Origin of the sequence: Clostridium paraputrificum AGR2156 (genome assembly GCF_000424025.1) — a bacterium.
Classification (GTDB): Bacteria; Bacillota; Clostridia; order Clostridiales; family Clostridiaceae; genus Clostridium; species Clostridium paraputrificum.
Genome location: NZ_AUJC01000004.1, coordinates 312,442 through 335,718 on the forward strand (window position 1 = coordinate 312,442; position 23,277 = coordinate 335,718).

24 protein-coding genes are annotated in these 23,277 nt (G+C 29.7%); 19 read left to right on the plus strand and 5 right to left on the minus strand.

Annotation, left to right across the window (positions count from 1 at the left end; genetic code table 11):
• Positions 1-76 precede the first annotated feature (76 nt).
• The 9 genes from G594_RS0104885 (at position 77) to glpK (ending at position 11,913) form a co-directional block, all read left to right on the plus strand.
• The gene (locus G594_RS0104885) at positions 77-2,449 is read left to right on the plus strand and encodes an FtsK/SpoIIIE family DNA translocase (RefSeq protein ID WP_027097555.1); all 2,373 of its coding nucleotides are present in this window, start codon (positions 77-79) and stop codon (positions 2,447-2,449) included.
• Between the two features lie 78 nt (positions 2,450-2,527).
• On the plus strand, positions 2,528-3,865 hold the full coding sequence (gene rimO, locus G594_RS0104890; RefSeq protein ID WP_027097556.1) for a 30S ribosomal protein S12 methylthiotransferase RimO: 1,338 nt from the start codon (positions 2,528-2,530) through the stop codon (positions 3,863-3,865).
• The gene (pgsA, locus tag G594_RS0104895) at positions 3,849-4,439 is read left to right on the plus strand and encodes a CDP-diacylglycerol--glycerol-3-phosphate 3-phosphatidyltransferase (RefSeq protein WP_027097557.1); all 591 of its coding nucleotides are present in this window, start codon (positions 3,849-3,851) and stop codon (positions 4,437-4,439) included. Before rimO ends, pgsA begins: the two co-directional genes overlap by 17 nt.
• 266 nt (positions 4,440-4,705) lie before the next feature.
• Positions 4,706-5,755, plus strand: a complete 1,050-nt coding sequence (gene recA, locus G594_RS0104900) for a recombinase RecA (RefSeq protein WP_027097558.1) — start codon at positions 4,706-4,708, stop codon at positions 5,753-5,755.
• A gap of 355 nt (positions 5,756-6,110) precedes the next feature.
• Positions 6,111-7,640: a ribonuclease Y gene (gene rny / locus G594_RS0104905; protein WP_207734618.1), complete on the plus strand. Its 1,530-nt coding sequence runs from the start codon at positions 6,111-6,113 to the stop codon at positions 7,638-7,640.
• Positions 7,641-7,817: 177 nt separating this feature from the next.
• Positions 7,818-8,078, plus strand: a complete 261-nt coding sequence (locus G594_RS0104910; protein WP_027097560.1) for a stage V sporulation protein S — start codon at positions 7,818-7,820, stop codon at positions 8,076-8,078.
• A 127-nt stretch (positions 8,079-8,205) separates the two neighbouring features.
• The gene (locus tag G594_RS0104915; protein ID WP_027097561.1) at positions 8,206-8,466 is read left to right on the plus strand and encodes an HPr family phosphocarrier protein; all 261 of its coding nucleotides are present in this window, start codon (positions 8,206-8,208) and stop codon (positions 8,464-8,466) included.
• Between the two features lie 426 nt (positions 8,467-8,892).
• Positions 8,893-10,323, plus strand: a complete 1,431-nt coding sequence (gene purB / locus G594_RS0104920) for an adenylosuccinate lyase (protein ID WP_027097562.1) — start codon at positions 8,893-8,895, stop codon at positions 10,321-10,323.
• 105 nt (positions 10,324-10,428) lie between these two features.
• Complete coding sequence (gene glpK, locus G594_RS0104925; RefSeq protein WP_027097563.1) at positions 10,429-11,913, plus strand: glycerol kinase GlpK; 1,485 nt, start codon at positions 10,429-10,431, stop codon at positions 11,911-11,913.
• 48 nt (positions 11,914-11,961) lie between these two features.
• Here the strand turns inward: glpK and G594_RS0104930 are convergent, their stop codons facing one another.
• The gene (locus G594_RS0104930; protein ID WP_027097564.1) at positions 11,962-12,306 is read right to left on the minus strand and encodes a phenylpyruvate tautomerase MIF-related protein; all 345 of its coding nucleotides are present in this window, start codon (positions 12,304-12,306) and stop codon (positions 11,962-11,964) included.
• Positions 12,307-12,492: 186 nt separating this feature from the next.
• Here G594_RS0104930 and G594_RS0104935 point away from each other — a divergent pair, with 186 nt between their 5' ends.
• Together G594_RS0104935 and G594_RS0104940 are read left to right on the plus strand one after the other, a co-directional pair.
• Entirely contained in the window at positions 12,493-12,879 is a 387-nt protein-coding gene (locus G594_RS0104935) for a hypothetical protein (protein WP_027097565.1), read from the plus strand.
• A 93-nt stretch (positions 12,880-12,972) separates the two neighbouring features.
• On the plus strand, positions 12,973-13,515 hold the full coding sequence (locus G594_RS0104940; RefSeq protein ID WP_143331501.1) for a hypothetical protein: 543 nt from the start codon (positions 12,973-12,975) through the stop codon (positions 13,513-13,515).
• 23 nt (positions 13,516-13,538) lie between these two features.
• On the opposite strand, the gene G594_RS19535 is transcribed toward G594_RS0104940, so the two are convergent.
• Entirely contained in the window at positions 13,539-14,519 is a 981-nt protein-coding gene (locus tag G594_RS19535) for an amidase domain-containing protein (protein WP_051195906.1), read from the minus strand.
• Between the two features lie 117 nt (positions 14,520-14,636).
• Here G594_RS19535 and G594_RS0104950 point away from each other — a divergent pair, with 117 nt between their 5' ends.
• The 4 genes from G594_RS0104950 to G594_RS0104965 all read left to right on the plus strand — a co-directional run bounded on the left by G594_RS0104950 (position 14,637) and on the right by G594_RS0104965 (position 17,357).
• On the plus strand, positions 14,637-14,855 hold the full coding sequence (locus G594_RS0104950; protein ID WP_027097567.1) for a hypothetical protein: 219 nt from the start codon (positions 14,637-14,639) through the stop codon (positions 14,853-14,855).
• A 131-nt stretch (positions 14,856-14,986) separates the two neighbouring features.
• Entirely contained in the window at positions 14,987-15,538 is a 552-nt protein-coding gene (locus tag G594_RS0104955; protein ID WP_027097568.1) for an NADH peroxidase, read from the plus strand.
• Positions 15,539-15,544: 6 nt separating this feature from the next.
• Positions 15,545-15,862, plus strand: coding sequence for a DUF1540 domain-containing protein (locus G594_RS0104960; protein WP_027097569.1), 318 nt, complete (start codon positions 15,545-15,547; stop codon positions 15,860-15,862).
• A 106-nt stretch (positions 15,863-15,968) separates the two neighbouring features.
• Positions 15,969-17,357, plus strand: a complete 1,389-nt coding sequence (locus tag G594_RS0104965; RefSeq protein ID WP_027097570.1) for a methyl-accepting chemotaxis protein — start codon at positions 15,969-15,971, stop codon at positions 17,355-17,357.
• A gap of 46 nt (positions 17,358-17,403) precedes the next feature.
• Here the strand turns inward: G594_RS0104965 and G594_RS0104970 are convergent, their stop codons facing one another.
• From G594_RS0104970 to G594_RS0104980, 3 genes are all read right to left on the minus strand, one after another.
• The gene (locus tag G594_RS0104970) at positions 17,404-18,186 is read right to left on the minus strand and encodes a TPM domain-containing protein (RefSeq protein WP_034865882.1); all 783 of its coding nucleotides are present in this window, start codon (positions 18,184-18,186) and stop codon (positions 17,404-17,406) included.
• 2 nt (positions 18,187-18,188) lie between these two features.
• Positions 18,189-18,761 carry a LemA family protein gene (locus G594_RS0104975; protein WP_027097572.1) on the minus strand — a complete coding sequence of 191 codons (573 nt, stop codon included), beginning with the start codon at positions 18,759-18,761 and terminating at the stop codon, positions 18,189-18,191.
• Between the two features lie 132 nt (positions 18,762-18,893).
• Complete coding sequence (locus tag G594_RS0104980) at positions 18,894-19,217, minus strand: hypothetical protein (RefSeq protein WP_027097573.1); 324 nt, start codon at positions 19,215-19,217, stop codon at positions 18,894-18,896.
• Positions 19,218-19,347: 130 nt separating this feature from the next.
• Here G594_RS0104980 and G594_RS0104985 point away from each other — a divergent pair, with 130 nt between their 5' ends.
• The 4 genes from G594_RS0104985 (at position 19,348) to G594_RS18350 (ending at position 23,266) form a co-directional block, all read left to right on the plus strand.
• Entirely contained in the window at positions 19,348-20,631 is a 1,284-nt protein-coding gene (locus tag G594_RS0104985; RefSeq protein WP_027097574.1) for a hypothetical protein, read from the plus strand.
• Positions 20,632-20,637: 6 nt separating this feature from the next.
• The gene (locus G594_RS0104990) at positions 20,638-21,411 is read left to right on the plus strand and encodes an ABC transporter ATP-binding protein (protein WP_027097575.1); all 774 of its coding nucleotides are present in this window, start codon (positions 20,638-20,640) and stop codon (positions 21,409-21,411) included.
• A 153-nt stretch (positions 21,412-21,564) separates the two neighbouring features.
• Positions 21,565-22,194, plus strand: a complete 630-nt coding sequence (locus G594_RS18345; protein ID WP_051195907.1) for a PspA/IM30 family protein — start codon at positions 21,565-21,567, stop codon at positions 22,192-22,194.
• A 13-nt stretch (positions 22,195-22,207) separates the two neighbouring features.
• Positions 22,208-23,266: a hypothetical protein gene (locus tag G594_RS18350; protein WP_034865883.1), complete on the plus strand. Its 1,059-nt coding sequence runs from the start codon at positions 22,208-22,210 to the stop codon at positions 23,264-23,266.
• Positions 23,267-23,277 lie beyond the last annotated feature (11 nt).

The following is a 23,277-nucleotide window of genomic DNA, read 5'->3' on the forward strand; positions in this document are numbered from 1 at the left end:
GTAAACCCTATTTTTTTTCTTTCTTAAAAGGAATTAAAGAGAAAGTGTAGAAATTATTATGATGGGGTGATTTTAAGTGAGTAGAAGTAATAGTAAAAGAAAAAATACAAAAGAAGCAAAGAAAAACGTACAAAATCATAATAGTGAAATTACTGGAATTATATTTATAGCATGTGGAATACTGAGTGCAGTATCAATATATACAAACCTAGCTGGATTTTTATCTACATTTTCACAGAAGATATCACATTTACTATTAGGAATAGGAGCTTATGTAGTACCTATTTATTTAATTTATTTAGGATATAATTATTTAAAGGGAAGAGGAAAAATAAATCTTGATAAAAAGTTTTATGGTATTACTCTATTTGTTGGGGTAATTATTTTATTTTCAGGAACATTTTATGTAGAATCATTAAGTGATATTACCTTTGGAAAGGGTATGAGTAATATAATTCAAACAATAGTAAAAGCTGATTACGGATTTAATGGAGGTCTTGTTGGACATCTTATATCCTATCCTTTATTTAAAATACTTGGATTTGTAGGTTCATTTATTGTGTATATAGCGCTTATAATTATAGCTTCTATATTAACATTTAGTATTTCGATTTTTGATTTAGGTGAAAGAGCAAATGTAAAAAGAAAAGAATTTAAAAAGAGAAGAGAAATTTCACCAACAATCAAAAACGATGAAAGAAATGACTTTATAAATGTAATTGAAAAGGAAGAAAAGCTAGAGCCAAATAGAGAAGAGTTTTTAAAGGGGGTAAATCATAAAATAAAGATACTTGATTTTATGAAAAATGCCACTATTGATGATGAGCTTGAAGTGGCTGTAGAAAATAACACAGAAAAAGAAATATCTTCATTTATTAACAGCGAGGAAGCTATGCCTTCTGTTAAAAAAGAAAAACTTGATAACGGAATAAAGGAAAGTGTGAATAAAGAAATTGAAGATATACTAAATGAAGACAAAGAAGAAATAGAGAAAAAAGAATATGTATTCCCTAATACAGAACTTTTAAATGTTAATAATAAAACTAAATTAAATAGCTCTGATAAAAAAGAGTTAATTGATAGCGCAAATAAGCTAGAAGAAACTTTAGGAAGTTTTGGAGTAGATGCAAAAGTTGTGCAAGTTACAAAGGGACCTTCAGTAACTAGATTTGAACTTCAGCCTAGTCCTGGTGTAAAAGTTAGTAAAATAGTAAATTTATCAGATGATATAGCATTAGGTCTTGCAGCTTCTGGGGTGAGAATTGAAGCACCTATTCCTGGAAAGGCAGCAGTTGGTATAGAAGTACCAAATAAAAAGCAAACACCAGTATTTTTAAGAGAGGTACTAGATTCAAAAGAGTTTACTAGTAGTAATAAAAAGTTAGCCTTTGCTTTAGGAAAAGATATAGGAGGAGCTTGCGTTGTAGGAGATTTAAGTAAGATGCCACATACATTGATTGCAGGGGCTACAGGTTCTGGTAAGAGTGTATGTATTAATTCTTTAATTATAAGCTTACTATATAAATATTCTCCTGATGAAGTTAAATTACTTATGGTTGATCCTAAGGTTGTTGAGTTAAATGTTTATAATGGAATACCCCATCTTTTAATTCCAGTAGTAACAGATCCAAAGAAAGCAGCTGCTGCATTAAATTGGGCTGTTAATGAGATGACAAAAAGATATAACCTTTTTGCTGAAATGGGAGTAAGAAATATTGATTCATACAATGCTTTAATGGATAAAGGAATTATTGAGGAGAAGCTACCTTATATAGTTATAATTGTAGATGAGCTTGCTGACTTAATGATGGTTTGTCCTAATGATGTGGAAGATTATATAGGAAGGCTGGCACAAATGGCAAGAGCTGCTGGTATGCATCTTGTTATAGCAACGCAAAGACCATCTGTAGACGTAATTACAGGTGTTATAAAAGCAAATATACCATCTAGAATTTCATTTGCTGTTTCTTCTCAGGTGGACTCAAGAACAATATTAGATTCAGCTGGAGCTGAAAAATTACTTGGTAAAGGTGATATGCTTTATTATCCTGTTGGAGAAAGTAAACCTCAAAGAGTTCAAGGATGCTTCATCTCAGAAGAGGAAGTTGAAAAGGTAATAGAATTTATTAAGTCAGAAGAAAAAGATGCAGTTTATGAAGAATCTATTTTAGATCATATAAATAATGAAACAGAAGGCAAGAATATAGATAGTAGTGATGATGCTGATGAGTTGTTACCAGAAGCTATAAATTTAGTAATTGAATACGAGCAGGCATCAACATCTTTCTTGCAAAGAAGACTAAGAGTTGGCTTTAACAGAGCTTCTAGAATAATGGATCAGCTAGAAGAAAGGGGAATAATTTCACCTAAAGATGGAAGTAGACCAAGGCAAGTTTTGATGAAAAAAGAAGATTTACTCCATAATTCAGATAATATGGAAGAAAATTAACTTGTAATACTTATAAAAGCGATATAAAATGTTTTTGATATAGTATTAAACTAGAGTAATACACAGGAGGAAACACATTTGAAAAAGTATAAAGTTGGAATGGTTAGTTTAGGCTGCGATAAGAATAGAGTAGATGCAGAAATAATTCTAGGTAGAATGAGTGAGCAATACGAAATAACAAATAATCCAAAGGAAGCAGATATAATAATAGTAAATACTTGTGGTTTTATAGAGTCAGCAAAGCAAGAATCTATAGACACAATTTTAGAGATGGCAGAATACAAGAATAAGTATAAGTGTAAAATGTTGATAGCTACAGGTTGTCTTACACAAAGATACGGAAAAGAGTTACAAGAATTAATGCCAGAAATAGATATTACTCTTGGAGTTAATGATTACGAAAAGATTAATGAGTATATAATGAATTTCATTAATAATGATGAAAAGTTAATAGAAGTAAATTATTCAGATCAAAAGATTAATGAAGGTATAAGAATTCTTACAACAAAATCTCATACAGCATATCTAAGGATAGCAGAAGGTTGCAACAATTTCTGTACTTATTGTATTATTCCTAAAATAAGAGGAAAATTTAGAAGTAGAGATAAAGAAAGCATTATTAAAGAAGCTGAATTATTAAGCAAGAGTGGCGTAAAAGAATTAATTTTAATAGCTCAAGACTTAACTATGTATGGTACAGACCTTTATGGTGGACAAAAGTTACATGAATTATTAAGAGAATTATCAAAGGTTGATGGAATTGAATGGATAAGACTATTATATTGTTATCCAGAAGAAATCTATGATGAATTAATAGATGAAATAGCTAACAATAATAAGGTAGTCAAATATTTAGATTTGCCAATACAACATATAAGCAATAACATTTTAAGATTAATGGCAAGAAAAACAAGCAAAGAAGCTATAATAAATAAGATTGAAACATTAAGGAAAAGAATTCCTGATATTGTAGTAAGAACTTCTTTAATTGTAGGGTTTCCAGGTGAAACAGAAGAAGATTTTAATGAATTAACAAAGTTTTTACAAGATTATAAATTAGATAATGTAGGGGTGTTTAAATATTCTCAAGAGGAGGGAACACCAGCTGCAAAGATGGAAAATCAAGTTCCTGAAGAGATAAAGGAAATTAGAGAAAGAAACTTAATGTTAGTTCAACAAGAAGTGGCAAAAGAAATAAATGAATTGAAAATTAGTAATATTTATGATATTCTTGTTGAAGGACATAATGGAGAATATTACTATGGAAGAAGTTATGAAATGGCTCCTGAAATAGATGGTGTAGTATTCTTTGATTCAGAAGAGAATATAAAAACTGGGGCAATAGTTAAAGTTAAGATTACTAATTGTGCCGATTATGATTTAATGGGAGTTGTGGTTTATGAATCTTGCAAATAAATTAACTGTAATTAGAATCTTTTTAGTTCCCATCTTTTTAATATTTATTGCTGTTCAAGGCATACCATATGGTACATTTATTGCAACATTTATATTTATTTTAGCGTCACTTACAGATAAGTTGGATGGGTATATAGCTAGGAGCAGGAATCAAATTACTAACTTTGGAAAGTTTATGGACCCCCTTGCAGACAAGCTGCTTGTAACATCAGCTTTAATATCTTTAGTAGAGCTACAAATGGTACCTAGTTGGGCAGCTATAGTTATAATTGCAAGAGAGTTTGCTGTATCTGGATTAAGAACAATAGCAGCTTCAGAAGGAAAAGTAATAGCTGCTAGTTGGTGGGGCAAGATAAAGACAGTAATACAAATAATAGCTATAGTGCTATTGTTATTACAATTTAATATTACTACATCTTCATACTTAACAAATTTAGTTGAATCAAGTAGTGTTTGGAATTGGTTCTTCATGAATGTACCTAGTTGGATGTTAAATATATCTGTAGTAATAACATTAATATCTGGTTGGGATTATTTTAGAAAGAATAAGCATACAATTGATATGAATAAATAAGATACATGTGAGATCGTACTAATATATTTAGCACGATCTCTTTTTTAAAACAATTTAAAGGTAACATTAGCAGTTAAATCAGTAATTTTTTATAAAATTTAATAAAAGATATATAGATGTATAAAAACAATCAGTTATGATAATACTAAAGAGGAAATTGCCATAAAATGGAGAAAAGAAAGTTTTATATTGACTATAAATAATAAATACTATATAATATGATTATAGAACATAAGTTCGTTTATGAAAGAGGTGTAAGAATAAAAATGAGTAACATAAATATGGATAAATTAAAGGCTATAGAAAGTGCTATGAACCAAATAGAGAAGCAATTTGGTAAAGGTTCTGTAATGAAATTAGGAGAAGATAGCACATTAAGTATCGATTCTATATCAACAGGATGTTTAGATCTTGATATAGCACTTGGTATTGGTGGAGTTCCAAAGGGAAGAATAGTAGAAATATATGGACCTGAAAGTTCAGGTAAAACAACAGTTGCATTACATATTGCTGCTGAAGCTCAAAAGGCTGGTGGAGCAGTAGCTTTTATTGATGCTGAACATGCTTTAGATCCTAGTTATGCAAGAAAGATTGGTGTCGATACTGAAAATCTTATAGTTTCACAACCAGATACAGGAGAACAAGGTCTTGAAATAGCAGAAGCCTTAGTTAGATCTGGTGCTATTGATGTTCTTGTAGTTGACTCTGTTGCTGCATTAGTACCAAGAGCAGAAATTGAAGGAGAAATGGGTGATTCTCACGTAGGGTTACAAGCAAGACTTATGTCTCAAGCATTAAGAAAGTTAGCAGGAACTATTAGTAAAACTAATTGTGTTGCAATATTCATTAACCAACTAAGAGAAAAAGTTGGAATTATGTTTGGTAATCCAGAAACTACAACAGGTGGTAGAGCACTTAAATTCTATGCTTCTGTAAGATTAGATGTTAGGAGAATAGATTCAATTAAGCAAGCTGATGCTATAATAGGTAATAGAACTAGAGTAAAAGTAATGAAGAATAAGGTAGCTCCTCCATTTAAACAAGCTGAGTTTGATATTATGTACAATGAAGGTATCTCAAGAACAGGTAATATAGTAGATGTTGGAGTTAAGGAAGGAATAGTACAAAAGAGTGGAGCTTGGTTCTCTTATGGAGATGTTAGATTAGGTCAAGGTAGAGAAAATGCTAAGATTTACTTAAAGGATAATCCTGAAGTAGCGCTAGAAATTGAAAATCAAATTAGAGAGAAGCATTCTTTACCTTTATATGTTGGTGAAGCTGAAGTTAAAAAAGAAGTATCTATAGATAAAGAATAAAAAAGAGGCGGTATACCGTCTCTTTTTTTGTTGTATATTATATGTAAAGAAAATAAAAGTAAATAATAGCAAGAAAAATAGATTATAAAAAAAGAATAAAAAGGTTTTCATAATGAGCGAAATGGATAGAAAACAAGAGGTAAAGCTAGTAAAATAGTGTATTTATAATATAATAAAGGGAATACTTATAAAGACGTGCTAACTTGACATAATTTGATTTTTCAGATAAAATAATAACAAATACTGGTTTATCATATTCCTATAAACAGTGAGAATTATATGATACCTACTATGCTTTCTTGTTTACTTATAATAGAAAGTTTACAAGCTAGGAGGTGTTTACGTGCAAACGTATATGATAATATTAATAGACATTGTTGTTTTATTAGTTTTAGGAATAGTATTTTATAAAACGATTCAAGCAGCATCAAAAAAGAAAATAGAATTACTTGAAAAAGAAGCTACAACTGTTTTAGAAAATTCAAAGAAAGAAGCAGAAGCTTTAAAGAAAGAAGCTATTTTGGAAGCAAAAGAAGAAGTTCATAGATTAAGAACTGATTGTGAAAGAGATTCACGAGAAAGAAGAAATGAAGTTCAAAGGCTTGAAAGAAGATTAATACAAAGAGAAGAGTCTTTAGATAAAAAGAGTGACTCTTTACAAAAGAAAGAAGATGCACTAAATGAGAGAGTGAACGAAGTTCAAAAAATGGAGGAAAAGGTTCAAGAGGTTTATAATCAAAGAAGAGAAGAACTTGAAAGAGTTTCAGGATTATCATCTGATGAAGCAAGACAAATCCTTTTAGAAGAAGTTCGTAAAGAAGTATCTCATGATGCAGCTTTAATGATTAAGGACATCGAGAGTAGGGCAAAGGAGGAAGCAGATAAAAAGGCAAGAGAAATTATTACCACTGCTATCCAAAGATGTGCAGCAGACCACGTGTCTGAAACAACAGTACATGTAGTAGCCCTACCAAATGATGAAATGAAGGGTAGAATAATAGGTAGAGAAGGTAGAAACATTAGAACCCTAGAGACGTTAACAGGAGTAGATTTAATTATAGATGATACTCCGGAAGCAGTTATCTTATCAAGTTTTGATCCAATTAGGAGAGAAGTTGCTAGGATGGCACTAGAAAAGTTAATAGTGGATGGCAGAATACATCCGGCAAGAATCGAAGAGATGGTTGAAAGAGCTCAAAAAGATGTTGAAAATGACATTAAGGAAGAAGGAGAACAAGCAGCACTAGAAACAGGTGTGCATGGACTTCACCCAGAACTTATAAGACTACTTGGTAGATTGAAATATAGAACAAGTTATGGACAAAATGTTCTAAAACATTCCATAGAAGTTTCATATTTAGCTGGTTTAATGGCTTCAGAATTAGGATTAGATGTTACTCTAGCTAGAAGAGCTGGCTTACTACACGATATTGGAAAGGCTGTAGATCAAGAGCAAGAGGGACCTCACGCTTTAATAGGTGGAGATCTTGCTAAAAAGTATCATGAGTCACCAATAGTAGTTAATGCAATTGCGGCCCATCACGGCGATGTTGAAATGCAATCTTTAGAAGCTATATTGGTTCAAGCAGCAGATGCTGTATCTGCAGCTAGACCAGGTGCAAGAAGAGAAACTCTAGAAGCCTATATCAAGAGATTAGAGAAATTGGAAGAAATTGCAAATTCGTATGAAGGTGTAGAAAAATCATATGCCATTCAAGCTGGTAGAGAGATTAGAATTATGGTTAAACCAGATCATGTTGACGATTTAGGTGCAGTTGAACTTGCACATAACATTGTTAAGAGCATTGAAGAACAGCTAGAATATCCAGGACAAATAAAGATAAATGTTATAAGAGAAACTAGAGCAGTAGATTTTGCAAAATAAAGAATTAGAGTTGTTAATATTATTCAATATTAACAACTCTTTTAAAATTATTATTATTTTAGAAAAAAAGTAGTTAAAAAAAAGGATTTTAAAAGTTTACATAGAATATATTTAATAGAGAAAAGTAATTATATTTTATTTTGTAAACGATTAGTAGGTCTGGGAGGAGAAATAAAAATGGAAGTATTAAAAGTATCAACAAAATCTAATCCAAATTCAGTTGCAGGTGCTTTAGCTGCAATTATAAAGGAAAAAAATATTGTAGAAATACAAGCTGTAGGAGCAGGAGCAATAAATCAAGCTGTTAAGGCTATAGCTATCGCTAGAGGCTTTGTTGCGCCAAGCGGTAAAGATATCGTTTGCATTCCAGCATTCACTGACATAGAGATTGATGGTGAAGAAAGAACTGCAATTAAATTAATTGTACAACCTAGATAAAGAATAAGCTTACCTTTATTGTGATATGAAAGATAAGATTTATAAAAGTCTTGAAATTCTTTTCAATCTCATATATAATAATAAAAGTTAAGTGAAAGCTTATAGAATATTTAAAGAGGTGAATGTAATGGTTTCAAAAGAAGTTGTAGTTAAGAATGGAACTGGTTTACATGCTAGACCAGCAACTTTATTAGTTAAGAAGGCTTCATCTTTCAAATCAGATGTAAGCATAGAATTCAATGGTAAGAAAGCAAACGTTAAGAGCTTAATAGGAGTTCTTTCATTAGCTGTAACTAAGGATTCTGTAATAAACGTTATTGCTAACGGTGATGATGAAGCTTTAGCTGTTGAAGAAATAGTTAAGTTAATTGAAAACTTAGAAGACTAATATGTCAAAAAAGGTTTCTCGTAAGAGGAACCTTTTATTTGTTTTCAAAAATATATTTGCATCTAAATACTAGCGATATTAAGTCAATACTACTTAAGAATATAAGAAAGTAAAAGAGTCTAAGTATTAAGGCAGAACCAAACGAAAGTATATAAAAAATATTGATATTTATTAAAGCAAGTATGCCATAATTGAGTCCACCTAAAAGAGAAATTAAAAATGAAATTTTATCGAAAATATTTAATTTGCACATTATATAGTTCACTCCTATCAAAAGTTTGTTCTAATTTAATTTATATGTAAACAAAACATAAATATTACTAGGTTAAATATTTTTTTTATAAAGTAATGTAAAATTTAAAAAAATATGATATAATACGAATGATGTTTTGCAGAAATAAAAATATATTCGTATGGAGGTAAGTGATGAGAAATTTATATAATAGCCCATTAAATTCAAGATATGCTTCAAAGGAAATGAGTTACATATTTTCGGATGATATGAAGTTCACAACTTGGAGAAAGTTATGGGTTGCTTTAGCAGAGTGCGAAAAAGAATTAGGATTAAACATAACTGATGAACAAATTAATGAGTTAAAATCTCATATTGATAATATAAATTATGAAGATGCAATTAAGAGAGAAAAAGAAGTAAGACATGATGTAATGAGTCATGTATATGCGTATGGATTACAATGTCCAAGTGCAAAAGGAATCATACATTTAGGTGCTACAAGTTGTTATGTAGGTGATAATACAGATGTAATAATTATGAGAGATGCACTTTTATTAGTTAAAAAGAAGATAGTAACTGTATTAGATAGATTAAGTAAATTTGCTATGCAATATAAGGATATGCCTACTCTAGGATTTACACATTTCCAACCTGCACAATTAACTACTGTTGGTAAGAGAGCTACCTTATGGATGCAAGATTTAGTAATGGATATTGAGAATATAGACCATTTATTATCAACTTTAAAGTTAAGAGGGGTTAAGGGAACAACTGGTACTCAAGCAAGTTTCATGAACTTATTTGAAGGGGATGAAGCTAAAGTTAAATCTCTTGATAAAATGGTTGCTGAAAAAATGGGATTTGATAAGAGTTTTGGAGTAACAGGTCAAACTTATCCAAGAAAGCTTGATTCAATAATCTTAAACACATTATCAGAAGTTGCTCAAAGTGCCTATAAGTTTTCAAATGATTTAAGATTACTTCAAAATATGAAGGAGATGGAAGAGCCATTTGAAAAGCATCAAATTGGTTCCTCAGCTATGGCGTATAAGAGAAATCCTATGAGAAGTGAAAGAATGGGAGCTCTTGCTAGATACGTTATAGTTGATGCATTAAACCCAGCAATAACAGCTTCAACTCAATGGTTTGAAAGAACTTTAGACGACTCTGCAAATAAGAGAATTTCAGTAGCAGAAGCTTTCCTAGCTTTAGATGGTGTATTAAATCTTTATATAAATATATCAGAAAATATGGTTGTTTATGATAAAGTAATAGCAGCTCATGTTAATAATGAATTACCATTTATGGCTACTGAAAATATTATGATGGAATCAGTTAAAAGAGGCGGAGATAGACAAGAACTTCATGAAAGAATTAGAGAACATTCAATGGCTGCAGCTCAAAGGGTTAAGGGTGAGGGGTTAGATAATGATCTTATTAAGAGAATCATTGCAGATAATAGTTTTAATCTTTCAAAAGAAGAAATTTTAGCTATAATAGATCCAACAAAGTTTGTAGGTAGAGCCCCAAGCCAAGTTGTTGAATTTATTGATGAGTATATTACTCCGATCATAGAAGATAATAAGGATGCTGTTGATATTCATAGTGAAATCAATGTATAGTTTAGCAAAAAGTCCGAGCATGGTATGCTTGGACTTTTTCTGCTATAATAGTTATAGTTAAAGAAAACATTTACGCCATCTAATAAAAGGAGTAGAAAATTAATTATGAAAAGATATATTATTGCTTTAGATCAAGGAACAACAAGTTCAAGAGCTATTGTATTTGATAAAAATCAAAATATATTAGGGATAAGTCAAAAGGAAATAACACAAATTTACCCTAAAGAGGGATGGGTAGAGCATAATCCTATGGAGATTTGGGCTAGTCAATATGGTGTACTTCAAGAAGTTATGGCTAAGATTAATATTAGCCCTAAAGATATAGCTGCAATAGGCATTACAAATCAAAGAGAAACTACTATAGTATGGGATAAGACAACAGGTGAACCAATTTATAATGCAATTGTATGGCAATGTAGACGTACTTCAAAGATGATTGACCAATTGAAAGATAGTGGAATAGATAAATATATAAAAAAGAAAACAGGTTTAATTCCAGATGCATATTTTTCTGCAACTAAAATTAAGTGGATTTTAGATAATGTAGAAGGTGCTAGGGAAAAAGCTGACAAAGGAGAATTATTATTTGGAACAGTTGATACATGGCTTACGTGGAAGATGACAGAAGGAGAAGTACATGTTACTGACTATACAAATGCTTCAAGGACTATGTTATATAACATAAGAGAATTAAAGTGGGATGAGGAGTTATTAAGGATTTTCAATATTCCAATATCTATGTTACCACAGGTGAAAAACTCTTCAGATGTATATGGTTATATAAGTTTAAGAGAGTGGAAAGTTCCTATTGCAGGAATTGCTGGAGACCAACAAGCAGCATTATTTGGGCAGACTGCTTTTAATAAGGGAGAGGCTAAAAATACATATGGTACCGGATGCTTCTTGTTAATGAATACAGGAGAAGAATTGGTAGAAAGTAAAGAAGGTTTGCTTACAACTATTGCAATTGGCATTGAAAATAAGGTTCAATATGCATTAGAAGGCTCTGTATTTGTAGGAGGAGCAGTAATTCAATGGCTTAGAGATGAGCTTAAATTAATAAGTGATGCAAGTGATAGCGAATATTTTGCTAGTAAAGTAAAAGATAATGGAGGTGTTTACTTAGTACCTGCATTTGTGGGATTAGGAGCTCCTTATTGGGATATGTATGCAAGAGGCACTATTTTTGGTTTGACAAGGGGGACTAACAAAAACCATATAATTCGTGCAGCTCTAGAGTCTATTGCTTATCAATCAAAAGAAGTAATGGAGACAATGGAAAAAGAATCAAATATAAATATAAAAAGGTTAAAAGTTGATGGTGGAGCAAGTAGAAATACCTTTTTAATGCAATTTCAATCAGATATTATGAATGTAGAAGTTTCTAGACCAATAATAACAGAAACTACAGCATTGGGAGCAGCTTATCTTGCAGGATTAGCAGTAGGATTTTGGAAGGATAGAAATGAACTATCAAAGGGATGGCATGAAAGTGAAAGGTATTATCCAAGCATGGTAGATGAAGATAGAAATAAGCTTTATTCTAAGTGGAAAAAGGCTGTAGAAAGAAGTCTAGCATGGGAAGAATAAAATTAAGAAGTATAGTACAAACTATGCTTCTTAATTTTAATAGGTATACTAAAAGTTAGAACCATTCCATCCCCAATTATCAACTTCTTCATATTTGATATATATAGTCTCACCAGGTATTCCAAGTTCTCTAGTGAATAATTCACATAAGTGCTTTGTCATTGTATTTAATGAATCCTTTGAGGTTTTACCGAAGATTTTAACTTCTATAAAAGCTCCAAGTTTAAGCTTTTCGCCTTTAAAATAAAGCGTGTAATTATCTTCAAAACCTACCATTAGAAAGTTTTCACTTTTTCCAGGAATGTCACAAATTATTCTTCCTAGTTCTTCCTTTAGTTTATTAGTTTTATCCTCTGATAAACTTACTGTTACTTTAGAATTAATATATGGCATCTAAATCACCCCTAATCATAAATGATTTGTTTTTATATCCATATTATAGCAATTAATCTTAAACTCTACAAATTAAAATAACTTTCTAAAATTTTATTTATATTAAAAAAATAACAAAATAATGGCTTAATTAGTCAAATTATGATAAAATATAGTAAAAGTAATTTATTAATAGGGGGAGGCATTATGTCCACGGTTGTTAGTTGTAGCTTAATCATTAGAGATGATTTTAATAACGTGTTATTGCTTAAGAAAAAGGTTAAGAGAGGACAAATCGAAAAATGGTCTCTTTTAACTCAAAAGAAGAGAAGTAAGGAAGAGCATGAGAAAACAATACATAGAGGTGTGAAGGATATATTGAAATCTATTGTTTTTGATTTAGAGCCTTTAGATGAGTATTCTATAAATGAAAATGAAAGTACTATGGTATACTTAGGTATACTAAAGGAAAAAGTAACTTTAGATAAGAATTACAAAGAAGTAAAATGGATTAATGTAAATGATATAGATAATTTTGAAATTAATAACTTAGATAAAAAAATTCTTAAGGATTATTTTAAAAAAGATAGCTAAAGGCTATCTTTTTTAATTAGTAGTATGGATATTTATATAAAACATCTATACTATAGAAGTAAAGAATGATTTATAGTATTATGTAATTAATTAATGAAGAAAAGGGGTGAAGCAATGCTACAGCATTTGTGGATAGGTCAGGCTATAATCATCTTGGTAATATTGATTGTATTACTTGGAATAGGTTTTATTTCAGATTTGCCATCAGTGTTAGGTCTTAGTTTCACTAAAAGAGAAACTATAGAAAAATATATTGAAGATACTTTTGTTTCAAAGAAGAAAAAAGAAAAGACAATTTGCACATTTAGAATGATTGGAAGTAGATATTTAAATGATTTAGAAAATGTATATATTTTTATTTGTATATGTAGATATAGAAAGGAAAAAAAAGATTTAAGTTTGTTAGATGTAGAGTATAGAAAAGGAATAGTTACTTTAAGCAGGAAGTTTGGTATTTATAAAGTTATTGATGTAGATACAAAGGAAGAAAATATAAGTGGATATTTTCCTGAAGAGATAATGAGTAGTGGTGATTATGAGGAATCCACTAATGATAGAGAGAAGAGGCTATTAAAAGAAGCAAATCAAAAGAAAGCAAATAAGAAATTTAAGATAAAGAAGGTATATAAAGTATAAAAACGGGAGTTGAATTCCCGTTTTTATTTTGGCTGAATTACACGTATTTTATCGTACATGAAAGGAAATATTTCGCTAAGAGGAAAGTTTAGCTTATCATAGCTATGGCAACAATATAAATATTCACCGTAGCCAAGAGATTTGGTTATTACACCAGAGTGAGAAAAGTATCCCTTACTGTTAGCGTAAAATTGTATTACATCACCTTCTTTATAAGGGTGTTTCGAGGTTATATTAACACCAATAGCATTTTTGATAAGGTAATGATATAATTCATTAACTCTTATCCAAGAAGTACTATAAGGTCTCCAACTATTTGTAATTGGAATATTACCTGCATGTAAACATTGAGATACAAAATTTGTACAGTCTCCTCCAGAATTATCAAAGCTTTTATATTTAGTATTATAATTTAAAGCATATTTTTGAGCATACTCGCTAGCTAATTTAGAATTATAGTTGCTTCCTCTAAAAGGGAGCGGTGAGTTTGAAGTCCTAACCATTCTTTTATAATCTATAAGAAAAGAATTAAGAGAAGATAGTTGATTCTCTAAAAACTTTAATCTATAGTCTAAGTCAAGGCATTCCTTAATGTTATAAAATAGAGTTTTTTTTGAGAGTTTATCATATGTAGAAGGAAATACGTCTTTATTACACATATCTAATATAGTCCAAAGTTTATTTACTTTTTTTAAGATAAGGATAAAGTACAGTCTTTCAGAGGATTTTGTCTTTAATGTACTATTGATATAATTAAAAGAATGAATAGCGGAAATTTTTATTCGGAATGTTGATTTTTCTTTATCAATAGATATTTTTTCTATTTTATATTTTTCATTTTCAATATTATATCCAAATGTTTTTCTTATCTTATTTTTATATTTATTTTGTAGAGAAATTTCTTTTAAAATATTATCATTCATTATAAGAGATGATAATTTCTTTAAATTAGATGATGGATTTTGCAGAAGATAGAATAATTTGTAGATGTATAGCTTTACCATTATAACCTCCTATTTTCTTTAGATATTACAGTATATATTGAATGTATGGCTAAATGTGAATGTAGATGATATAATGTTTTTGAAATTAATTTTGTTACAATAAGAGGAGGATTTATAATGAAGATTTTATTAATATCGATAATTTTTATCATGATAGCAATTAATATTTCTTTATATATATATGGAAGAAAAATATCAAAGAGAGTAAGTGAATCAGAAGAAGAAAATGAAGTTATGAGTAAGAAGGCTATGAAGTTTACTATAATATCTATGGTGTGTTCTTTTATAACAATTATAGTGGTTAGTATATTAGCAATATTAAATATATGGGTTTAAAAAATAGAATAATATATTAATGAGATAGAAAGAGGAATTGTAGAACAATTTCTCTTTTTTTCTTGTTTAATAGAATTATTAAATGAAAAGATAGGAATAATAGTAATGAGAAATATATAGGAGGTAAAATAATGAAAAAGTTTATTTGTACTGTTTGTGGTTATATACATGAAGGTAGTGAACCACCAGAAATTTGTCCTATTTGTAAAGTAGACAGTTCAAAGTTCGAAGAAATTAAAGGTGATTTACAATGGGCTGATGAACATAGAATTGGAATTGCTAAAGACTTATCATCAGAGATAATTGATGATTTAAGAGCAAATTTTATGGGTGAGTGCACAGAAGTAGGTATGTATCTTGCTATGTCTCGTCAGGCAGATAGAGAAGGCTATCCAGAAGTTGCAGAAGCTTATAAGAGAATTGCTTATGAGGAAGCTGAACATGCAGCAAAATTTGCGGAAATATTAGGGGAAGTAGTTGTAGCAGATACTAAATCAAATTTGGAAGCTAGAGTAGAAGCAGAATATGGAGCTTGTGAAGGTAAGAAAAAGCTTGCTACAGTAGCAAAACAAAATAATCTAGATGCTATACATGATACTGTTCATGAAATGTGTAAAGATGAAGCTAGACATGGAAGAGCATTTAAGGGATTATTAGACAGATATTTTAGTGGAAAGAGGTAAGATGGTATGAATAGAATAGATTGTAGTGTTACAAATTGTTCACATAATAAGTGTGGCACTTGTTATGCTAATAGAGTTAATATTGGAGGAAAAGCAGCAGCAGTAGATGAAGAAACATGTTGTGGATCTTTTTTAAATAGACTTTTATACAGTGATCTTACAAACAACACAAATTCTGATGGTGAGTGTGATAGTTTGGTATGTTTCGTAAAACCATGTAAGTATAATGATAATAATTTATGCTCATTAGAAGGGATACAAGTAACCGGAAATAATGTAGAAGTATATACAGAAACTAAGTGCCATAGTTTTAAATTAGAATAGTTTTAATTGAATTATCCACAAATTAATGATAGTATTAATTTGTGGATAATTTGTTAAAAAGATTATTTTATGTATAAAAATGGGTAAGATTACGTAGGGGGATGTTATGAGATTAAATGCAAATTTTGACTCGAAAAAAAGTTTTAAGTACAATACAACGAGAACTACAATCTTAATTGTATCTTTTGTTGCATTAGGGATTGTGGGATTCTCTAGAATTATTTCTGGTATAATAATTTCTAATAAATTAAAAGAAATTGTTTTTTTAGATGAAGTGGAGAGGGTTACGTCATCAATAAATTCATCTTTAAATTTAATTTTAGGAATTTTATTAATATTTAGCATAGTAGCAATTGTTGTAGCAGCAATGTATTCTTGGAAGTTTTATGGTAAAACTGCAAGGCTATTAAACGGACTAAGATTGCATATAGAGTATTTAACAAATGGGGTATATCATTATAAAATTAAAGAAAAATATTTTAATAGGGAAGATGAGATTGGTGCAATATGTAGAGCGTTAGATATTATGCAGAAATCTACAATAGGTATGATAAAGGAACTAAAAGAGTCAACATATTCTATGAACAAGCAATCCCTAGCACTAACTAGTGTTTCTTCTGAATTGAAGGATAATACAAGTAATATTTCTTTATCTATAAACAATATAGTTAAATCTATTTCTAATGAATCATCAAATATAGAGGGGATGATTGAGAAAATAAATAATCTTACAAGAATGGTTAAAGAAGCAGCACGTGATATAAAAACAGTTTCTAATATGACATTAACAGTAGATAATAATGCTGTTGAAAGTAATGCTGATTTAAAAGAACTAACTAATTCATTAAAAGGATTTAATAATATATTTATGACTTTCTTAAATACATTAGAAGCAATGAATGATAATATAAAAAAGGTAAATGATATCACTGAATTAATTAACAATGTAGCAGAACAAACAAATTTGCTTGCATTAAATGCTGCAATTGAAGCTGCAAGAGCTGGTGAGTCTGGAAGAGGATTTACTGTTGTTGCAGATGAAATAAGGAAGTTATCAGAAAAAACTAAGGAATCATCTGTTTCAATTAACCAATTAATTAATAATGTACTTATTAATTCTAAAAATCTGGTTGAGAGTACTTCAATTATGAAAGTAGAATTGGACAAGCAGTGGGTAGGGGTAGAAAAGTCTATTAAATCCTTTGCTAATATATCAGAATATGTAGCAACTATGACTCCAAAGATGGGTAATCTAGCAAATAGTTCAAATATGATTTATAAGAGTAGTAAGATTATTATGGAACAAATACAAAAGTTATCTTTAGTAAATCAACAGATATTTAGTTCAGCTGAAGAAATTGCAGTATCTTCAGAATCAACTAAGGAATATTCAAATCACTTAGCAGAATATGCAAAGGAGTTGGAAAAGAATGCTGATAATACTGCAGTATACGTTAATAAATTTGAACTAGATGGACCAGCAGAAGAAGATTAATATAAAAAAGGACATACAAGAAATTGGGGATTCTTGTATGTCCTTTTTACCATCCTCCAGAAGAGCCTCCACCATTTGAAGAGCCTCCACCAAAGCCACCAAAGTTACCACCACCACCGGGTCCTCCTCTAGGACCACCTCTACCAATATTACTCCAAAATATTATTTGAAGTAGAGTAGAAGAGATTCTTCCGCGATTCAGTATGATATCTAGCAAAAATAAAATTAGTATTATACCTCCTGAAAAGGCAAAACCTCTTGATGACCTTTCGGTTGGATTACCATAACTAGGTACTGTAAGATGTAAGGACTTATCTAAAGTTATATTGTATTCTTTAGCAATTATATCACAAAATGTGCTATAGGAGTTCATTACACCTTCGCTATAATTTCCTTCTAAGAAGCTTGGTTTTGATAGGGTTTCCATAACTCTGTTACTTAAAGCATCAGGAATAGCGCCTTCTAGTCCTCTACCAACTTCAACTCTCCAAGCCTTATCATCAATTGAGATAAGAACTAATAAACCATTATCCTTATTTTTTTGGCCAATTCCCCAACTACGAAATAACTCTAATGAATAATTTTCAATAGGTGTTCCATTAGTTGAGTTAATAATTACTATAGTGGCTTGTGCACCTGTTTTTAGTTCAAGCTCTCTTCCTATTCCTAGTATATTTCCTTTCTGAGGCTCATTTATAACTCCAACGTAATCATTTAAATATTTAAGATTTGTTTGAGTAGGAATAGAAATTGCTGAACTTATGGAGTTGTAACTTAATAGTAGTATTAATAAAAGAGAAGATAAAAATTTTAATACTCTAGATTTCATCCTTATTGTTGATTAAAATCTACTGAAGGTACATCAGTTGCACCTGCACTAGCTTTATATAAAGGTTTTTCTTGAAATCCAAAAAGTGATGAAATAATTGTTGTAGGGAATCTTCTCCTTTTAGCATTATAGTTTGTTACAGCAGTATTATAGTCTTGTCTAGCAACTGCAATTCTATTTTCAGTACCTTCTAGCTGTACTGAAAGATCCCTAAAGTTTTGATTTGATTTAAGGTCTGGATATCTTTCAACAACAACAAGAAGTCGAGATAATGCATTAGACAATTGACTATCTGCATCTGCTTGTTCTGTTACTGAAGTGGCTCCAGCAAGTTTACTTCTTGCATTTGCTATGTCAGTAAATATATCTTTTTCTTGAGATGCATATCCCTTTACTGTATTAACAAGGTTTGGAATTAAATCTGAACGCCTTTGAAGTTGAGTATCAATATTTGATTCCGCTTTATTAACAGTTTGTTCTAAATTAACTAAGCTATTATAGCTACCAACAATGGGAATAGCAATAACTAGAATTACAGCTAGAACTATTAAAGCTATTTTTATTCCATTACTCATTTTAAAATTCATAGTATCACTCCTTTCTTATATTGTTAGTATGTGCAATAAAAAATATATTTATATAATAAAAGTGTGCTGTCATAATAATTAATATTTTTTATAACAGCACACTTTTAAGTTTTTATATATTTATTCGAAATCTAATTTATAATCAGCTATATATTTACCATCTTCACTATATTTAATGAATATTTTTACTTTTGGCATACCTTTCATGCAAACATCTTTTGCAGCTATAACTTCGTGAGAATTACCTTCAGTATCTTTAAAAGAAATAACTATATCAGTAACTCCGTTTTGTGTAAACTTACCTAAACCAAAGCTTTTGTTGTCATTCTTTTTTATTTTTTTACATTTTTCTTTCCATAATGGATGTGTAGAAGTAATGTTAACATCCTTTATAAGTATAGAGGTTTGATTGAATATAATTAGCATAGGATATGATATAAACATTTTATTTTCCCCCTTTTTTATAAGTTTTTAAATATAGTAACATATAGTGGTGATTAATACAATATATTGTAAATAATACCATAAATGTTATAATATTAATATATGTATTTTGTTGTGGGGAGATGAATATATGAATTTTATTAGAATGGCAAAAGACAACTTACTTAAAAATTTAAAAGAATATTATGTATGTATAGGAACCTACGCGATTTCAGTTATAGTAATATTTAATATTCTAAATTCTACTTATGATAAATGGATATTTTATTCTAGTGATATGAGTGGTGAAGTACTAATATCTAATATGACAATAATGCTTGTAATTGTAATTATAGCTTTTTTAATGTGTTGCTATATTAGTAATTATTATGGAACTACAAAAGTACGTGATATAGGTATTATTGGAATAAGTGGAGGATCAGTTGAAAAGACGGCTATTTATATAGGAGTCCAAAATATTATATTACAAGGCATTGGAATTATTATTGGATTATTGCTAGCTGTACTATCTTCACCAATATATAATTATTTTATAAAAATAAATTTAGAGATAGAAAGACCAATATTATATATATCTCCTGAGGCAATAGGACTCACTATAGGGGTTATAATAATTGAATTTATTATGTCTGTTTTAGTAGCTACAGGTTTCTGCTATAGAAGAACTATTTTGGAACTTATGAATTATAATAGAACTACATTTGAAAGAGATAAAAGGCTGTTTAAAAAGCCAACGGCTATGTATTTTATAACTTATATTTTAGGATTAGTATCAACATATTATCTTGCAGGAGAAAATGTTGGACCTGTAATTTGGATAAATATGATTATGTGTGTTGCAGGTGCTATGGGAACCATAAGATTTGGCGTTCCAAAATATTTAGATAAAAAAAGGAAATCTGGAAAGCTATATGATTCTGAAAGAAGTGTGTGGTCAGGAAATGTAATAAATCTAATAATGAAAATATCCCCCTTAATGGCATTTATAATGGTGGCGATATCATCTACAATAGGGCCTGTGTTAAACTCTATGGATGTATCATATTCAACTATATTTATAACTAATATACAATTATTTAGTTTATTAGCCTTGCTGAGCTTTGCAATTATTTTTAAGATGTTAATTGAAATAAATAATAGGAAAATAATTTATAGAAACTTAAAGTTTATTGGTTATAGTGATGAAAAATTAAAATCTATTATAAAAAAAGAAATGTTTGTATTTTATTCTGTATTTTTGGTATTAACATTTATTCCTTTAATTATAATGGGAACTTCATCAGTAATTAGAAATTGTTTATTAATAAAAGAGCTAATTCAAATAATTATAGTACCTTTAATTACTATTATTATATTAGGGATTATATCTTATAAGTTATATAAAGATAGAGTGTTTAGAATGATTAAGGGGTGATTAGATATGGAAAAAGTTATAGAAGTTCAAAATTTAACAAAGATATATGGAACTGCAACAAGTAAGACAATAGCATTAGATAATATAAATTTAGAGGTTTATAAAGGGGAATTTGTAGGAATAATGGGACCATCAGGTTCAGGAAAAACTACCCTCTTAAATATAATTTCTACAATAGATAACCCATCAAAAGGACTAGTTGAGTTAAATGGAATAGAAGTATGTTCAATGTATGATACTCAATTAAGCAAGTTTAGATATGAAAATATAGGATTTATATTTCAAGAATTTAATTTGATTGATAATATAACTGTTGGGGAAAATATAGCTATTCCCCTAACCCTATCCCAAAAGTTAGGTACAAAAGAAATTAGGGAAAAAACCGTTGAGTATGCAAAAAGGTTAGGAATAGAAGAAGTGGTAGATAAATATCCTAATGAGTGTTCGGGAGGGCAAAGGCAAAGGGCTGCAATTGCAAGGGCTCTAGTAAATAATCCTTCTATAATTGTTGCTGATGAACCTACAGGAAACCTTGATAGTAAGAATTCTCATGAGTTATTAAAGATTTTAAAAGAGTTAAATAGTAAAGAAGGAAAAACAATAGTAATGGTAACCCATGATTCAATGATAGCAAGTTACTGTGAAAGAATATTACTAATAAAAGATGGAAAAATAGAGGGAAATTTAGAAAGAGAAGATTTATCGCAAAAGGAATTCTTTTATAAAATAGTGGACATGACATCTAAGGAATCACAAAGCTTATTTAGTGAAATAGAATAATAAATTATAAAAAGCTAGAGTATAGAATTTTACTCTGGTTTTTTTAATATTATAGATATGTAAATAACAGTTTGTATTGACAGTAATCTACAGTAAAATTAATATTATATTAAGAGATAGGCATAAATAAAATGGTATATATAAGGGGGAGCTATGAGTATTATAAAAAGATTTACAAACATAATGACATCAAACATTAATTCTATTTTAACTAAGGAAGATGCTCCAGAAAAGCTGGTTAACGAATATTTAAGAAAAATCGAAGATGATTTAGGAAGTATAAGGTCAGAGGTTGAAACTTGTATAACTGAAGAAAAGAGAATGAAGAGAAGTTTAAATGAATGCAGAGATGAGATAACAAAGGCTGAGAGATATTTAAGAAGAGCTCAAGATGACAGGGATAGTTCAAGGGAAAGTGAGTTCCTAGATAAAATAAATGAGCTGAAGGTTAAAGAGAGTAAACTAGTTAGTGACTATAATGTAATTCTAGACAATTCTAATAAGATGAAGCAGATGGAAGAAAAATTGACAAAAGATATTAATACCTTAAAAGAAAGAATGAATACAATTAAAAATACATTAGATAGTGCTAAAGTGATTGAAGAGAGAAATCTTCCAGGTAAAAATGGTGGGTCTATAGAGGATAAGGTCTCAAAATTAGAGGAAGAGGCAGACAAAAAGTTATTTAATGCTAAAGCTTTGGAGGAATTAAATGATTTATCAAGTGATAAAGCAGAGGAAGAGGAGTTAAAGAGATTATTTGATGAGTTAGAAAAAGAATAAGGGGGAGGGTAATATGTCTAGTACAGTTTACAAATGCGAGGGCTGTGGTGGTGTAATGGAGTTTGATGCTAAAGCTCAATGCTTAAAGTGTCCAAACTGTGGTAATAGTGAGAATGTAAAATCTAATGATGGAATTATAGAAGAACATACATTAACAATAGATGCTAAAAGAAGTATAAAGGTTGAAATTAAAGAAACTCAAACAATGGAATGTAAAGGTTGTGGGGCTTTAATTGAGGTTTCAGGATTAGAGACGGCTAAAAAATGTCCTTATTGTGGTTCTGCTTACGTTTTGGCAGAAAAGCAAGAGGAAACATTAATACCTGATGGAGTTGTTCCTTTTAAAATTGATAAAAATGATGCTCATGAAAGATTTAATACTTGGATGAAAAAGAGACTACTAGCACCAAGTGAACTAAAGAACTTATATCAAAGAGGTGGCTTCCAAAGTATTTATGTACCTTATTGGACCTTTGATGCACAAGCTTCTTTTGATTACACTGCAGAGGGTGGCAGAGATAGGACTGTTACTAGAACAGGAGCAGATGGTAAGACATATCGCAAGGTAGTTACTGATTGGTATTTTACCTCAGACCATATAGAAAATTTCTTTGATGACATACAAGTGCCAGCTTCAATTAGATATAAGAGTGGTCTATTTAAAGGAATAGAACCATTTAATTTAAAGCAGTTATTACCTTATTCACCTGATTATATATCAGGACATTTATCAGAGAACTACAGCGTAGATTTAGAAAGTGGACATAGAGATGCAATAGGTATTATGAATGATGGAGTAAGATCTATGGCAGAAAGTAATGTTAGACGTAGATATGATAGAGTTAGAAGTGTAAGGTTAAGTGGTGGATATTCTAATGAAACATATAAGTATATTTTAATTCCTGTATATTCTACAACATATAACTATAAAGGTAAAAATTATACGGTTATGATAAATGGACAAACAGGAAAAGTTAGTGGATTATATCCATATAGTATTGCCAAAATAGTATTAATAGTGATAGTTTTAATTATAGTATTTTGTTTATTTATGTATTTAAGCAATTCATAGGAGGAGAAGAG

Excerpts from the sequence above, each read along its gene's own strand:
- pgsA (WP_027097557.1), top strand. The coding sequence starts at position 3,849 with ATGAATCTTGCAAATAAATTAACTGTAATTAGAATCTTTTTAGTTCCC.
- recA (WP_027097558.1), top strand. The coding sequence starts at position 4,706 with ATGAGTAACATAAATATGGATAAATTAAAGGCTATAGAAAGTGCTATG.
- rny (WP_207734618.1), top strand. The coding sequence starts at position 6,111 with ATGATAATATTAATAGACATTGTTGTTTTATTAGTTTTAGGAATAGTA.
- G594_RS0104910 (WP_027097560.1), top strand. The coding sequence starts at position 7,818 with ATGGAAGTATTAAAAGTATCAACAAAATCTAATCCAAATTCAGTTGCA.
- G594_RS0104915 (WP_027097561.1), top strand. The coding sequence starts at position 8,206 with ATGGTTTCAAAAGAAGTTGTAGTTAAGAATGGAACTGGTTTACATGCT.
- purB (WP_027097562.1), top strand. The coding sequence starts at position 8,893 with ATGAGAAATTTATATAATAGCCCATTAAATTCAAGATATGCTTCAAAG.
- glpK (WP_027097563.1), top strand. The coding sequence starts at position 10,429 with ATGAAAAGATATATTATTGCTTTAGATCAAGGAACAACAAGTTCAAGA.
- G594_RS0104930 (WP_027097564.1), bottom strand. The coding sequence starts at position 12,306 with ATGCCATATATTAATTCTAAAGTAACAGTAAGTTTATCAGAGGATAAA.
- G594_RS0104935 (WP_027097565.1), top strand. The coding sequence starts at position 12,493 with ATGTCCACGGTTGTTAGTTGTAGCTTAATCATTAGAGATGATTTTAAT.
- G594_RS0104940 (WP_143331501.1), top strand. The coding sequence starts at position 12,973 with ATGAAGAAAAGGGGTGAAGCAATGCTACAGCATTTGTGGATAGGTCAG.
- G594_RS19535 (WP_051195906.1), bottom strand. The coding sequence starts at position 14,519 with ATGGTAAAGCTATACATCTACAAATTATTCTATCTTCTGCAAAATCCA.
- G594_RS0104950 (WP_027097567.1), top strand. The coding sequence starts at position 14,637 with ATGAAGATTTTATTAATATCGATAATTTTTATCATGATAGCAATTAAT.
- G594_RS0104955 (WP_027097568.1), top strand. The coding sequence starts at position 14,987 with ATGAAAAAGTTTATTTGTACTGTTTGTGGTTATATACATGAAGGTAGT.
- G594_RS0104960 (WP_027097569.1), top strand. The coding sequence starts at position 15,545 with ATGAATAGAATAGATTGTAGTGTTACAAATTGTTCACATAATAAGTGT.
- G594_RS0104965 (WP_027097570.1), top strand. The coding sequence starts at position 15,969 with ATGAGATTAAATGCAAATTTTGACTCGAAAAAAAGTTTTAAGTACAAT.
- G594_RS0104970 (WP_034865882.1), bottom strand. The coding sequence starts at position 18,186 with ATGAAATCTAGAGTATTAAAATTTTTATCTTCTCTTTTATTAATACTA.
- G594_RS0104975 (WP_027097572.1), bottom strand. The coding sequence starts at position 18,761 with ATGAGTAATGGAATAAAAATAGCTTTAATAGTTCTAGCTGTAATTCTA.
- G594_RS0104980 (WP_027097573.1), bottom strand. The coding sequence starts at position 19,217 with ATGTTTATATCATATCCTATGCTAATTATATTCAATCAAACCTCTATA.
- G594_RS0104985 (WP_027097574.1), top strand. The coding sequence starts at position 19,348 with ATGAATTTTATTAGAATGGCAAAAGACAACTTACTTAAAAATTTAAAA.
- G594_RS0104990 (WP_027097575.1), top strand. The coding sequence starts at position 20,638 with ATGGAAAAAGTTATAGAAGTTCAAAATTTAACAAAGATATATGGAACT.
- G594_RS18345 (WP_051195907.1), top strand. The coding sequence starts at position 21,565 with ATGAGTATTATAAAAAGATTTACAAACATAATGACATCAAACATTAAT.
- G594_RS18350 (WP_034865883.1), top strand. The coding sequence starts at position 22,208 with ATGTCTAGTACAGTTTACAAATGCGAGGGCTGTGGTGGTGTAATGGAG.